Below are 13,698 nucleotides of genomic sequence, written 5' to 3' on the forward strand. Positions count from 1 at the left end.
CGCTTCGGCGGGGCTTTTTCGTGGGGGATCAGTTACCCCAGTTCGGCATCGGCATCGCATCGACCGGGATCGGCGCGGTGTCATCGGCGTCCTTGCCGCGCGCGTGCTTGCCACGCAGGTCGTTCTCGATCTGGTAGTTGCGACGTTGCAGCCACGCATCGCGGGTGAGGGCGTACTCGTCCACGGCGTTGTCGCGGATGTCATCCAGCGCCATCAACTGCGATCGCATGTCCACCAGCTGCAGACCCTGAAGACCGATACGAATCTTGTCTTCTTCGATGGTCCGGATCGGCGAGAGCGGAATGTCGCCCGCCAGACCGAACACGTCGCGCACCGTCCGCGGGCCGAAGAAGGGCAGCTCCACATAGCGCGAGCCGCGCCAGCCCCAGGCACCCAGGGTCTGGCCGAAGTCCTCGCTGCGTCGCGGCACCATTGCCTTGCTGGCCGGATCGAACAAGCCACCCACGCCCAGCGTGGAGTTCATCAGGAAACGACCCAGGCTGTCCCAAGCATCATCCGGACGGCCCTGCAGCAGCTGGTTGGTGATCGTCACCGGCGCGCGCAGGTTGCTGAAGAAGTTGGTGACACCGGTACGCGCAAAACGCGGAACCACGCGCGTGTAAGCGGTGGCAAGCGGTCGTGCCACGGCGCGGTCGACCACGTTGTTGAAACTGTGCACCTTGCGGTTGAAGGGTTCCCAGGGGTCATAGGCAGCACTGCCGCCTTCACTGCCCTCCGCCGTCGGGGCGGGACCGCCGTACAGCGCGGCGAAGTCGTCCTCGGCATTGGTCGGCGCGGTGCCGCCGGTGACCGGTGCGGCCGCCGGATCGGTGCTGGCCTGCGTTGCTTCGGTGGCCGTGTCGGCGACGGCCTCGGCCGTTACCGCATCGGTGTTGGCGACATCGGCAGCCGGTGCCGCCGCAGGGGCGACCTCGACGCTGACCGGTGCGCTGTCGCGTGCAGGCTTGCCGGCACAGGCGCTCAGGGCCAGCGCCAGCACAAGGAGGGGGAGGGTGCGTATGACGTTCATGTCAGCTCGCCGCAGAAAGGGCATGGAAATCCAGGGTGGGTGCCAGCCGGTAGGCGGCACTGAGGTCGGTGAAACCGTCCGGGCTGCCGACGATCGTCAGCGTTGTCCCGTTTGCACGCAGGCGTGCGGCCAGCTCGGCCAGCAGCGCCAGACCGGCGCTGTCGAGCCGGCTCACCGCCGCCAGATCCACCTGCTGCACGCCGTCCAGCGCGGTCAGCGAGGGCCACAGGGCCGTCACCGCCGCGCGGTCGAGCGGCCCGCTGAACACCAGCGAGCTGCCGTTGCGCTGGACGCTGGCGCTGTTACTTGCCACGCGGGGCCTGCCCGGCCTGCATGCTGCCGTTGCGCAGTTCGGTGGCCACCTGCTGGATCGACTTCTGGCGCAGCGGGGCGTCGAACTGGGTCTTGAAGGTCTGCACGTAGGAGATGCCTTCGATCATCACATCGAAGATCTTCCATTGGCCGTTGACGTTGCGCATCAGATAGTCGACCGGGGTCGGCTCGCTGCCGGCGCGGATCAGCTCGGTGGACACGCGCACGCCGCGGTTGCCCGGCAGCGGCGACTCGCTCTTCAGGCGGAAGGTCGGCTTGCCCTGGATCTCGAGCAGGGCCGAACCGTAGCGCTGCATCAGGTTGTCGGCCATCGCATCGGCGAACAGCTTGACGTCGGCATCGGAGGCGCCGCGGCCGTGCACGCCCAACACCAGGCGGGCGGCGTAGTCGCGGTCGAAGGTCTTGTTGAGCTCGCTGTTGATGAAGTCACGCAGCACGGCCGGGTTGGCCCGGAACTCGGTGCGGCGCTGCTGCAGCGAGGTCAGGATGCGGGTGCTGGCGTCCATCACGGCCTTGCTGGCCTGGCCCTGCTGGGCGGCGGCGGCCGCCGGAGCGGCCTGGGCGAAGGAGAGCGAGGGCGTGGCGGCGAGCAGGGCCGAGGCCAGCAGCGCCGGGATCAGGGTCTTTTTCATGGTTGCGGTTCCGTTGCAGGCGCGGGCGCGCCATTGCCATCGTGGGAGTCAGCGCCACCGGTGTTGGCCGGACCGCTGAACATGTACTTGCCGACCAGCTGGAGCAGGTCCACCGCCGGCTGGGTGAAGACGATCTCGTCGCCGGACTTGAGCACGTCCGGATCTCCGCCCGGCTGCAGTCCGATATAGCTCTCGCCGAGCAAACCGCTGGTGAAGATGCCGGCCGAGGTATCGGCGGGCAGATCCTTGAACTTGCCGTCGAGCTTGAGGGTCACGATCGAGTCGAACTTCTGGGGATCCAGTTCGATGCCCGAGACCTGGCCGATGGTGACGCCGCCGATCTTGACCGGGGCCTGCTTGCGCAGCTGGCCGATCTGGGTGAAGCGCGCCTTGAGTTCGTAGCCGCTGCCACCGGTGCCCCACCGTTGATTGGTGGAGGCCACGGCCAGCACCAGCAGCGAGGCCAGCGCCAGCAGCAGGAACGCGCCGACGGAAAATTCGAGTCTGGGACCGCGGATGGCCATGGGATATCTCACTGTTCTTTGTCAGGTGCCTGGACAGGTGTCCGGGCGGGAAGTCTTTGCGTACCGACCCACGGTCGGTACCTACTGGAACATCATGGCGGACAGCACGAAGTTGAAGACCAGCACCAGCAGCGAGGCGTTGACCACCGCACGCGTGGTGGCGACCGAGGTGCCTTCGATGGTGGGTTCGGCATGGAAACCGACATAGGAGGCCACCAGGGCCGCCGTGCCGCCGAAGATCGCCGACTTCAGCATCGCCACGCCGAAGTCGTCCCAGAAGTCCACGCTGTTGCTCAGCGCCGACCAGAACACGCCATTGTCCAGGCCGAGCACGTGCACGGCCTCGAAGTAGCTGGCACTGATCGCCAGTGAACAGAAGATGCCGGTCAGCAGCGGCACGGTCAGTACCGCCGCCCAGAAGCGCGGGGCAACGACCTTGGCGACCGGGTCGATCGCCATCAGCTCCAGCGCCTTGATCTGATCGGTGGCCCGCATCAGGCCCAGCTCGGCGGCGATCGAACTGCCGGCGCGGCCGATGAACAGCAGCGCGGTCAGCACCGGGGCCAGTTCGCGGTACAGCGACAGGCCGAGCAAGGTGGACAAGGCATCGGCGGCACCGAAGGTGGTCAGCGTGCGGTAGCCCTGCAGGGTCAGCACCAGGCCCACGAAGGCACCGCCCACGGCGATGATCGGCAGCGAACGTGCACCGATCTTGTAGATCTCGCGGGTCAGCTCGGCCAGGAAATCGGCGGTCGGCAGCGAGCCGCGCAGCACCGTCAGCGAGAACAGGCCGGCGCGACCGAGCGAGCGGGTGGCGTCAACGAACGGCATCAGGCAACCCTCGCACGCGGTGCGGCATCGAAGGGGATCGGGCCGTCCGGCTCACCATGCAGGAACTGCCGCAGCAGCGGGTCCTGGCTGGATTCGAGTGCGGCCGGGCTGCCCTGGAACACGATGCCGCCGTTGGCGATCGCGATCACCTGGTCGCAGATCGGCAGGGTCTCGTGCACGTGGTGGCTGACGATGATGCTGGTCAGCCCCAGGCTGTGGTTGAGGCGCTGGATCAGGCTCATGATCACGCCCGAGGCGATCGGGTCCAGCCCGGTCAGCGGCTCGTCGTAGATCATCAGCGGCGGGTCCAGTGCCAGCGCGCGGGCCAGGGCCACACGGCGCGCCATGCCGCCGGACAGCTCGCGCGGCCAGGCGTCGGCAGCGGCCAGCAGGCCGACCGCGTGCAGCTTCATCTGCACCAGGCGGCGCAGTACGGGCTTGGGCAGACGGGTGTGGGTGCGCAGCGGCAGGGCCACGTTCTCGGCCACGGTCAGATCGGTCAGCAGGCCGTTGCCCTGCAGCAGCACGCCCACGCTCTTGCGCATCTCCAACAGCGCGCGTGCGCCGGTCGGGATGGGCTGGCCGAACAGGGTGACCTCGCCGGCAACCGGCCGCAGCTCACCGGTCAGCGCGGCGAGCAGGGTGGACTTGCCACTGCCCGACGGGCCGAGCACGGCCGTGATGCTGCCGCGCGGAACGGTCAGCGAAACGTCGCGCAGGATCGTACGTCCGCCGCGGTCGATGCGGACGTTGGACAACTGCACCAGACTCTCTTCGGAAACCGTCATGAGCGCCATTAACAAAATTCCAACGTTGTAAGATCGTGGTGAACGGCTGAACATAACCGAACTACACCGTGCAGTATTGTCGCACGGGCAGGTGAGGGCAGCGCCCCGACGGCCATGCCGTGGGCTGCAACACAGCGTGTCGGGCCGGTACCGGCCACGGCCTTTTCCACGTCCGGACACCGGCCAGCGCTGCGTTCGTGCGCGGGCTGCGGCACACTCCTGCGATGACCGACGCCGCTTCAGACTTCCGCCTGTACCACTCCAACTCGCTCGATGTGCTGGCCGCCCTGCTGGCCACGACGCTGCGCACGCCCGTGCCGGGCCAATCGATCCTGGTGCCGGAGGTGGTCCTGATCCCGCAGGTCGCGATGCGCCGCTGGCTGCAATCGACCCTGGCGGCCGAGTATGGCATTGCCGCCAACCTGGAGTTCCTCACCCCCGGTGAGCTGGTCGCCCGCGCCCTCAACGCCAACGTGCCCGGCGAACATGACGATCTCAATGCCGAGGGCCTGCGCTGGGGGCTGTACGCCGCGCTGCGTGACCCGGTGCTGATGGCGCAGCCGCCGATGGCGGCCCTGCAGGCCTACCTGTCCGCGGCCGATCCGCTCAAGCCGTGGGCGCTGGCCGCCGAGCTGGCCTCGGTGTTCGAGAAGTACCAGGCCTGGCGCCGCGATTGGCTGCTGCGTTGGGAGGCCGGCGCGGCACCGAACGACCCGCAGGCGATCCTGTGGCGGCATATCGCCAGCGGCAAGCAGTACCGTGCGCGCCGCATCGATGCCTATCTCGCCCGTTTCGAGGGCGCTGGCCAACCGCTGCCGCAGGGCCTGCCGGCGCGGGTGTTCGCCTTCGCCACGCTCAACATCTCCCCGGACGTGCTGCGGGTGATGGCCACCCAGGCGCGGGTCGGCACGATGCACTTCTATCTGCCCACGCCCACCCAGGCCTACTGGGGCGATCTGCAGACCCTGGGCGAGAAGCTGCGCAGCGGCGCGCCCGATCCGTTCGGCGAGGCGGCCGGCGAGAACCGCCTGCTGCAGGCCTGGGGCGCGGCGGGCCGCGACTTCATGGCGGTGCTGGGCAGCTACGAGGTCGTGCACCCCTCCGGGGAGATCGCCGCCTACGACGATCCCGAAGAGGACGCGCGCCCGGACATGGACGCCGGCGGCCTGTCCGACAGCCTGCTGCATCGCCTGCAGCGCGACCTGTTCCACCGCCGCGGGCAGCCCGCCGGTCCCCTGCGCGAGGCGCTGCGCTACGACGACCCGAGCCTGCAGGTGCATGCCTGCCATACCCGCCTGCGCGAACTGCAGGTGCTGCACGACCAACTGCGCGGCCTGCTCCAGGACCCGCGCTTCGATCCGCCGTTGCAGGCGCGCGACATCGCGGTGCTGGCGCCGGACATCGATCCCTACGTGCCCTACCTGGAAGCGGTGTTCGGCGGGCGCGGCGGCGGCGATGACCACATTCCCTATGCGCTGGCTGATACCAGCCCGCTGGCGGGTGAACCACTGGCCGATGTGTTCGTGCACCTGCTCGGGTTGCCGGTCTCGCGCTTCGGCTTGAACGAAGTGCTGGATCTGCTCGCCAGCGCGCCGCTGGCCGAAGCGGCCGGTCTGGATGCGGCGGCGTTCGACCGCCTGCACGACTGGCTGCAGGCCGCCGGCGCGCGCTGGGGGCTGGATGCCGCCCATCGCGGCCAGCACCAGGCCCCGGTCGATGATGCCTTCACCTGGCAGTTCGCACTCGATCGCCTGCTGCTCGGCCATGCCAGCGGCAGCGACGGTGATATCGCCGGGGTCGCGCCGTGGCCGGAGCTGGAAGGCAGCGCACTGGATGCGCTGGACCGCCTGCTCGGCCTGCTGCGGGTGCTGGCGCGGTACCAGAAGGCGTTGGGAGAGGCGATGTCGCCTGGCCAGTGGCGGCAGCGTCTGCTGGCGCTGCTCGATGCGCTGCTGCCGGAGCCGCCGCAGGCCGCCAACAGCCAGCGCGCGCTGGAGCGCCTGCGCAAACTGATCAACGAGTTCGCCCGTGACGCGGACATCGCCGGCTTCGAGGGCGACGTGCCGCCGGAGGTGCTGCGCGCGCATTTCGCCGGCGTGCTTGCGCAGGCCGATACACGTGCGCCGCTGCTGACCGGCGGCGTCAGCTTCGGGCGGATGGTGCCGATGCGTCTGCTGCCGTTCCGGGTGATCTGCGTGCTCGGGCTGAACGATGGCGATTTCCCGCGCCGCGACCCGGCTGCGGGGCTCAACCAGCTCACCGCCGAACTGGGCACCGACAAGCGCCGGCATGGCGACCGCTCGCTGCGCGAGGACGACCGTTTCCTGTTCCTGCAGCTGTTCGCCTCGGCGCAGGACGTGTTCTACCTGAGCTACCTGGGCGCCGATCCGCGCGATGGCAGCGTGCGCGAACCGTCAGTATTGGTCAGCGAGCTGATCGATGCCGCTGCCGAGTACCACCTGGATCCGCCCGCGGCGGCCAAGCGGATGACGGTGCGGCACTCGCTGCAGCCGTTCGCACCGGCGGCCTTCGGTGGCGGTGAGGAACCGCGACGTTTCAGCTATCGCCAGCAATGGCACCCGGCCGCCGGCTCGCTTGGCGGCGCACGGCGTGCGCTGGCGCCCTGGTTCGCACGACCACTGCCATCGATGGAGAGCGTGGTGGGCGAGGCGGAACTGAGCGTGGATGCGCTGCGTCGCTTCCTCACCGATCCGGCCAGCCAGTTCCTCTCGCAACGGCTCGGCCTGCGCCTGCCCGACGACGTGGACAACGCCGAGGATGTGGAGCCGCTGGTGATGGCGGCGCGCGGTGGCGATACCGTACTGCTGCAGCAGGCGGTGATCGAGGCCACCCTCGACGAGGATGCCGCGCCGCTGTACCCCCGGCTGCGCGCGCGTGCGCTGCTGCCCTCCGGTGCACTGGGGGAGCGTCAGTTCGCGCTGCTGCAGGCGCACACCGAACCCTACGCACAGGCGCTGGCGCAGTGGCAGGCCGGTACCGCGGCCGGCAGCCGCCGCTACGAAGTGGATATCGACGGGGTGCGTCTGCACGGCCGCGTCGATGGCCTGCATCCGCATGGCCTGGTGCGCCTGCGCCCGGGCCCGCTCAATGGCCGTGCCGCGATCCGCCAGGGCCTGGACTGGCTGCTCGCCAACGCCGCCGGCGATGCACAGCCGCTGGTCCAGTTCCACGACGCGGGCGATGACGGGCTGGGCCCACACACGCTGCCGCCGCTGGAGGCCGAACGGGCGCACGAGGTGCTGCGGCGCCTGCTGCAGCTGCGCAGCGAAGGGCTGCGCGCGCCGCTGTTGTACGGCCCGTCCACCGGCTGGGTGCTGTACACCGCCGCCGCCGCCAAGCGCGAAGCCGAGGGCCGCGCCAAGTGGCATGGCAGCGACCGCACCTGGGGCGAATCCACCGGCGCCGGCTACCAGCTCGCGCTGCGTGGCCATGATCCGTTCGCCAGCGCGGACAGCTACCGACAATTGCTGCACAACAGCTTCGTGGTGTTCACCGCGGTGCGCGAAGGCCGGGTGTTCCCGGGCTTTGAAGAGGAAGGAGCCCTGCGATGATCGACCACGACCTGCTCAACGATCCCTATCTGGCGCTGCCGCTGGAGGGCGTGCGCCTGATCGAGGCCAGCGCCGGTACCGGCAAGACCTTCACCCTGGCCACGCTGTTCACCCGGCTGGTGGTGGAGAAGGGCTGGCGCATCGGCCAGATCCTGGCGGTCACCTTCACCGATGCCGCGACGCAGGAACTGCGCAAGCGCATCCGCGAGCGCCTTGCATTGGCCGCACAGCTGGTCGAGCGCGCGCCGAGCGAACACGACAGCCCGGAGGTCGTCTTGACCCGGGCGATCCTGCACCGCCAGCTCGCCCTCGGCGAAGAAACACCGGCCGCGCTGGCGCGCCGGCTGCAGACCGCGGCCGACGAAATCGATCTCGCCTCGATCTTCACCATCCATGGCTTCTGCACCCGCGTGCTGCGCGAGCATGCCCTGGAGAGCGGACACACCTTCGATCCGCCGACCCTGCTGCCGAGCGAACGCGCGCTGCACGAGGAACTCGCCGCCGACCTGTGGCGCGTGCATGCCAACGACGCGGCCACGGTCGATGCGCTGACCTGGCTGTGGTCCTCGCCCGAGGCGCTGGCCGGCGATCTCACCACGCTGATCAAGCCGTTGCCGTTGCTCCCAGCGCGGCCGAGCCACACCTTCGACGACCCCGCGCCGCAGCTGCGGCTCGCCGCGGCCGCGCTGGCCGAGGCGATCGAAACCCACGCCGAAGACGCGCAGGCGCAGATCGCCGTCGCCTTCGATCGCAAGATCTTCGACGGTCGCCGTGCCAAACGGCCCAGCTTCGACAAGGCCTTCGGCGAGCTGTTCGCCGGCCGCAGCGCGCAGCACTGGCCGCGCGGTGACAAGAGCCACCTCGGCAAGCTGCTGCCGGTGCAGCTGCTGGCCTTCTGCAAGGACGGCATGGACGGCCAGTGCCCGGTCTCGCCGCTGTTCGACGCACTGCAACGCTGGTGGCACGCCGCCGACGCGCGCGAGCAGTGGCTGCGCCAGCAGGCCACCGCGTTCCTGCATGACCTGCGCGATGAAGCGCGTGCGCGCCTGGCTGAGCTCAAGCGGATCGGACGCGTGCAGACCTACGATGACCTGATCGACGGTGTCGCCGATGCACTCGACGGCCCGCACCGCGCCACCCTGGTGCAGCAGCTGCGCGCGCAGTACGCGATCGCGCTGGTGGACGAGTTCCAGGATACCGACGACCGCCAGTGGGGCATCTTCCAGCGCGTGTTCGGCGATTCGCGCGAGACCCGCGAGGCCGGCCTGACACCGGCGCTGTTCCTGATCGGCGATCCGAAGCAGGCGATCTACGGCTTCCGCGGCGGCGATATCCACACCTACCTCAAGGCCAAGCGCCAGGCCGATGCAGCGCCCGCGCTGGACCGCAACTTCCGCTCGCGTCCGGCGGTGCTGCACGCGATCGAAGCGCTGTACGCCAATGCCGGCGAACGCGCCTTCCTCGAAGCCGACATCGCCTTCGAGCCGGTGCACCCCGGCAGCACCCGCGTGGATGCGGATTTCCTGCGCGACGGGATTCCCGCACCCGGCCTGACCGTGCGCGTGCTGCACAACACCGAGGCCGGCGATCTCAAGGCCGATCCCTCGCGCCAGCAGGCCAGCGACGCCTGCGTGGCCGCGATCCACCAGATCCTCAGCGAGGCCCGGCAAGGGCGCGCGCTGCTGCGCGACCTGCCGGTACAGCCCGGCGACATCGCGGTGCTGGTGCGCTCGCACAAGGAGGCCACGCGCATCCAGCAGGCGCTCGGTGCGGTGGGTATTCCCGCCGTCGCTGCAGGCAAGCAGAGCCTGTATGCCACGCCCGAAGCGCACGACCTGCGCCTGCTGTTGCTGGCGCTGCTGCAGCCGGCCGATGAAGGACGGCTGCGCGCCGCGCTGTCGACCGTGCTGCTTGGCGAAGATGCCGAGGCAATCGATGCGCTGGAGCGCGAAGGGGATGCACAACGCTCGTTCCAGGTGCGGCTGCTGGAATGGCGTGAGCGCTGGCAGCGTGGCGGTCCGTTCGCGGTGATCACCGATCTCTGTGCCGAGCACGCCGAGCGTCTGCTCGGCCTGCTGGATGGCGAGCGTCGCTTGACCAACTACCTGCAGCTGGGCGAACTGCTGCAGCAGGCGGCTGGCCAGACACTGGGCATGCACGGCCTGCTCGACTGGCTGCAGGTGCAGATGGCGCATGCCGACCAGAACGACGAACAGCAGCTGCTGCGCCTGGAATCGGATGCGCGCCGCGTGCAGATCATCACCCTGCACAAGAGCAAGGGCCTGGAGTATCCGCTGGTGTTCCTGCCGTTCGTGGGCATCGGGGGTGGCGCGCCCAACACCGAGGCCAACTGCACGGTGTACGCCAACGGCCGCCGCGAGCTGCATTGGAAACTGGACAAGGACGACAGCTGGAGCGCGGCCAGCACGCGCAGCGCGCAGGAACAGGAGGCCGAAGACGCGCGCCTGCTCTATGTCGGGTTGACCCGCGCCGAGCACGCGCTGTGGATCGCCGCCGGTGATCTGGCCGGGCTGGCGAAGACCCGCCTGGCACCGATGCTGTCGAACATGGCCGCCCTGCGTGACCACCCGGACATCGCCGTGATCGAAGGCCCGTTGGAGACCCGGCCGGCACAGCTCGCCTTCGAACGCGAGGGCGAACTGCCGCCGGTACGCGCGCTCACCCGCCGCGTGCCGCACGATTGGTGGGTGTACAGCTTCACCCAGCTGGCGCATGCCGATGCGGGCCACGACACCGATGCCGCCTCGACCGAAGTGCCGGCCCCCGCGGCCGACGAACCGGCCGGCGTGGACCTCACCCTGGACGCCGAGCAACCGGCCGTGGCCAGCGACGAGATCGACCCGCGTTTCATGGGCAGCCGCTTCGGCAATGTGCTGCACGATGCGCTGGAGAACACCGATTTCGCGCTGTGGAGCGGCTGGCAGGCCGGGCAGCCAGCACCCGGCGAGGAAGCCGAGGTCCTGCGTGCTTCGCTGCGCGCGGAAGGCTATGCCGAGGAAGATCTGGACGATGGCGTGGCCATGTTGACCGCGCTGGTCGGCCAGACCCTGACCGTGCCCCTGCCGGAAGGCGGCGCACTGCACGACCTGCCGGCCGATGCACGCCGTGCCGAGATCGAGTTCCACTTCGCGATGCAGCCGACCGCCGTGCCCGCCCTGCTGACCTTGCTGCACGCGCATGGACTGGTGCGTGACCGCCATGGCTTCGGCACACGGCGGCGGCTGGAAGGCCTGATGACCGGCAAGATCGACCTCACCTACGTGCGTGCGGACCGCTGGTACGTGCTCGATTACAAATCCAATCGCCTGCCCGGCTACGACGCAGCCCGGCTGGCCAGCGCCATGCAGCACAGCGAGTACGACCTGCAGGCGCTGATCTACACCGTGGCACTGCATCGCTGGCTGCGCTTCCGGCTGGGTGCGCAGTACGACTACACCCGTGACATGGGCGGCATCCGCTATCTGTTCTGCCGCGGCCTGGATGCAGGCCGCGACGACAGCCCCGGCCTGTACGCGCATCGCTTCGATCCTGCTCTGGTGGATGCACTGGATGCGCTGTTCGCCGGTGGCGAACACGCCCAGGCCCGCATGGCCGCCCGCGCACGGGGGGACGCATGAACCTGCTCACCACGCTGTACCGCGGCAACGCGCTGCGCACACTCGATCACGCGCTGGCGCAGAGCCTGCGCCGGTTGCGCCCGGACACGCCCGAGCCGGTGCTGCTCGGTGCTGCACTGGCCTCGCTGGCGGTCTCGGAAGGCCATGCCGGCCTGGATCCGAGCCAGCCGCAGCGGCTGATCGATGCAGAGATCGAGTGGCCCGCGCCCGAGGGTTGGTTGGCGCAGCTGCGCAGCTCGCCGTGGGTGGAGGTGCCGGATGCAGATGACGTGGTCGCCGGCGATGCACCGCTGGTGTTGGAGAACGGGCTGCTCTATCTGCGCCGCTACCGTGAATACGAGCGGCGGCTTGCCGCGGGCCTGCAACGCATCGCCACGCATCCGCTGGCCGAGGCCGATCCCGGCCGTCTGGCCACCCTGTTCGGCCAGCTGTTCCCGCAGGCGCGCGACGGCATCGATCACCAGGCCCGTGCGGCGGCCGTGGCCCTTTGCCATCCGCTGGTGCTGGTGACCGGCGGCCCCGGCACCGGCAAGACCACCACCATCGCGCGGCTGCTGGTACTGCTGGCCGCACAGGCGGTGCAGGCGGACCAGGCATTGCCACGGGTCGCGCTGGCCGCGCCGACCGGCCGTGCCGCCGAACGCATGGCCGAGAGCCTACGCCTGGCCGTGCAGCGGCTGCGGCTGGTCGGCATCGGGCCGGCCCTGTGCGATGCGATGCCGAGCACCGGCACTACCCTGCATCGCCTGCTCGGGGTGATCCCCGATTCGCCGCGCTTCCGCCATCACGCCGACAACCCGCTGCCGTATGACGTGGTGGTGGTGGACGAGGCCTCGATGATCGATCTGCCGTTGATGACCAAGCTGGTCGAGGCGGTCGCCGATGGCAGCCGGCTGGTGCTGCTCGGCGATCCGGATCAGCTGCCCTCGGTGGAAGCCGGCGATGTGCTCAGTGCGATCCTGCGTGCCAGTGGCGATGGGCTGGGCACGCAGGCCGACGACGCGCGGGCATTACGCGCGCTGCTCGCGCCCGACGCGCTGCAACCGCTGGCACCGCCACGCCGGTTCGCGGGCCGGCGCGTGCAGCTGCAGCGCGGCTACCGGCAGACCGACGCGCTCGATCTGGCGCCGCTGGCGCATGCCGTGCGCGAGGGCAACAGTGCCACCGCACTTGCCCTGTTACGCGTGGGCACGCTGGCCGGTGTGCACTTCCACGAGGACCAGAGCGACCCGCTGCAGCATCATCGCGAGCACCTGCTCGGGCATTGGCGTGGCCTCGGCGAAGCCGCCGATCCCGGTCAGGCGCTGGCCAATGCCGGCCGCATCCGCCTGCTTACCGCCGTGCGCGAAGGCCCCCAGGGGGCGCGCGGGCTCAACGCGCGCATCGAGGCACTGCTGGCCGGTGTGCCGCGGCGGGGCATGGCGCCGGGTTATTTCCACGGTCGGCTGCTGCTGATCACTGAAAACAGCTACCGGCACCGCCTGTTCAACGGCGACATCGGCATCTGCCTGATTGATCGGCACGGCAGCGTCACGGCATGGTTCCCCGGCGAGACGCCGGACCAGCCGCGCGGCTTCCACCCGGGTGCGTTGCCCGCACATGAGAGTGCGTTCGCGATGACCGTGCACAAGGCACAGGGCTCGGAGTTCGATGAGGTCTGGCTGCAGCTGCCGCGACGCGACAACCGCGTGCTGTCGCGCGAGCTGATCTACACGGGTATGACCCGTGCGCGGCAGTCGCTGCACGTGCTCGGCAGTGCGGAAGTGTTGGAGGCCGCGTTGGCGCGGCATGCCAGCCGTCTGTCGGGCCTGGCGGCGCGCCTGCAGGGCGGCCAGGGCGACGCAGTAGCCGACGCCGTCGTGACGGCGCCGGCCCAAGGGCAGTTGTTCTAGCCCCGCGTCCGGTTTTACTCCGGAATCACCACGGTGCCATCGGGGAACACGATGGCGCCGTCACCGCTGACATCGAAGAAGCCCAGCTGGTGGGTATTGGCCAGCACCTGCACCAGGCCGTGCGCGTTCTCGGCCACCTCGTCATCGAACGAGGCATAGACCACGTGCTGGCCGATGCTGTAGTCGGTCACTTCCGGGCGGTCATCTTCCTCATCGGACAGCGGGCCGTCCATCGGCGGGTAGTGCTCGGCGAGCGCGGCGAAGAACGCCTGCAGTGCCGGTACCGACACCTTCGGGTCGTCGTAGTCGTGCGTCTCGTTCCATTCGGTCTGCGCGTCGTACCACTGCAGGAAGGCCTCGGCCTCGCGCGGGGCGACGGCGGGGTCGAACACCATCAGGTCGTAACTCATCGGAAATCACCTTGATCCATGCGCAAATGCATGCGTCAGGATAGCCCT

10 protein-coding genes are annotated in these 13,698 nt (G+C 69.4%); 3 read left to right on the top strand and 7 right to left on the bottom strand.

The genetic code is table 11. The features are described from left to right. Window positions 1–28: 28 nt before the first annotated feature. The 6 genes from ACWV8V_RS11655 to ACWV8V_RS11680 all read right to left on the bottom strand — a co-directional run bounded on the left by ACWV8V_RS11655 (window position 29) and on the right by ACWV8V_RS11680 (window position 4,138). A complete protein-coding gene (locus ACWV8V_RS11655) occupies window positions 29–1,030 on the bottom strand; it encodes an MlaA family lipoprotein (protein WP_455899796.1) in 1,002 nt (333 codons plus the stop codon). A gap of 1 nt (window position 1,031) precedes the next feature. Next, entirely contained in the window at window positions 1,032–1,343 is a 312-nt protein-coding gene (locus ACWV8V_RS11660; RefSeq protein WP_123730927.1) for an STAS domain-containing protein, read from the bottom strand. Beyond that, window positions 1,333–1,995, bottom strand: coding sequence for an MlaC/ttg2D family ABC transporter substrate-binding protein (locus ACWV8V_RS11665; RefSeq protein WP_123730926.1), 663 nt, complete (start codon window positions 1,993–1,995; stop codon window positions 1,333–1,335). The genes ACWV8V_RS11660 and ACWV8V_RS11665 overlap by 11 nt, the downstream gene beginning before the upstream one ends. Beyond that, the gene (gene mlaD, locus ACWV8V_RS11670) at window positions 1,992–2,519 is read right to left on the bottom strand and encodes an outer membrane lipid asymmetry maintenance protein MlaD (RefSeq protein WP_019183994.1); all 528 of its coding nucleotides are present in this window, start codon (window positions 2,517–2,519) and stop codon (window positions 1,992–1,994) included. Before mlaD ends, ACWV8V_RS11665 begins: the two co-directional genes overlap by 4 nt. An 81-nt stretch (window positions 2,520–2,600) precedes the next feature. After that, window positions 2,601–3,350: an MlaE family lipid ABC transporter permease subunit gene (locus ACWV8V_RS11675; RefSeq protein WP_019183993.1), complete on the bottom strand. Its 750-nt coding sequence runs from the start codon at window positions 3,348–3,350 to the stop codon at window positions 2,601–2,603. Then, complete coding sequence (locus ACWV8V_RS11680; protein WP_019183992.1) at window positions 3,350–4,138, bottom strand: ABC transporter ATP-binding protein; 789 nt, start codon at window positions 4,136–4,138, stop codon at window positions 3,350–3,352. The genes ACWV8V_RS11675 and ACWV8V_RS11680 overlap by 1 nt, the downstream gene beginning before the upstream one ends. A 224-nt stretch (window positions 4,139–4,362) precedes the next feature. Between ACWV8V_RS11680 and recC the strand changes: the two genes are divergently transcribed. Genes recC through recD form a run of 3 tightly spaced genes read left to right on the top strand, consistent with a single transcriptional unit; the run spans window position 4,363 to window position 13,240 of the window. After that, window positions 4,363–7,710 carry an exodeoxyribonuclease V subunit gamma gene (gene recC / locus ACWV8V_RS11685; protein WP_455899797.1) on the top strand — a complete coding sequence of 1,116 codons (3,348 nt, stop codon included), beginning with the start codon at window positions 4,363–4,365 and terminating at the stop codon, window positions 7,708–7,710. Then, window positions 7,707–11,348, top strand: a complete 3,642-nt coding sequence (gene recB / locus ACWV8V_RS11690) for an exodeoxyribonuclease V subunit beta (protein WP_455899798.1) — start codon at window positions 7,707–7,709, stop codon at window positions 11,346–11,348. Before recC ends, recB begins: the two co-directional genes overlap by 4 nt. Then, the gene (gene recD, locus ACWV8V_RS11695; protein ID WP_455899799.1) at window positions 11,345–13,240 is read left to right on the top strand and encodes an exodeoxyribonuclease V subunit alpha; all 1,896 of its coding nucleotides are present in this window, start codon (window positions 11,345–11,347) and stop codon (window positions 13,238–13,240) included. The genes recB and recD overlap by 4 nt, the downstream gene beginning before the upstream one ends. 14 nt (window positions 13,241–13,254) lie before the next feature. Here the strand turns inward: recD and ACWV8V_RS11700 are convergent, their stop codons facing one another. Next, window positions 13,255–13,650, bottom strand: a complete 396-nt coding sequence (locus ACWV8V_RS11700; protein WP_088435243.1) for a hypothetical protein — start codon at window positions 13,648–13,650, stop codon at window positions 13,255–13,257. Between the last annotated feature and the right edge of the window lie 48 nt (window positions 13,651–13,698).

The organism is Stenotrophomonas sp. Ker107b (assembly GCF_053847245.1).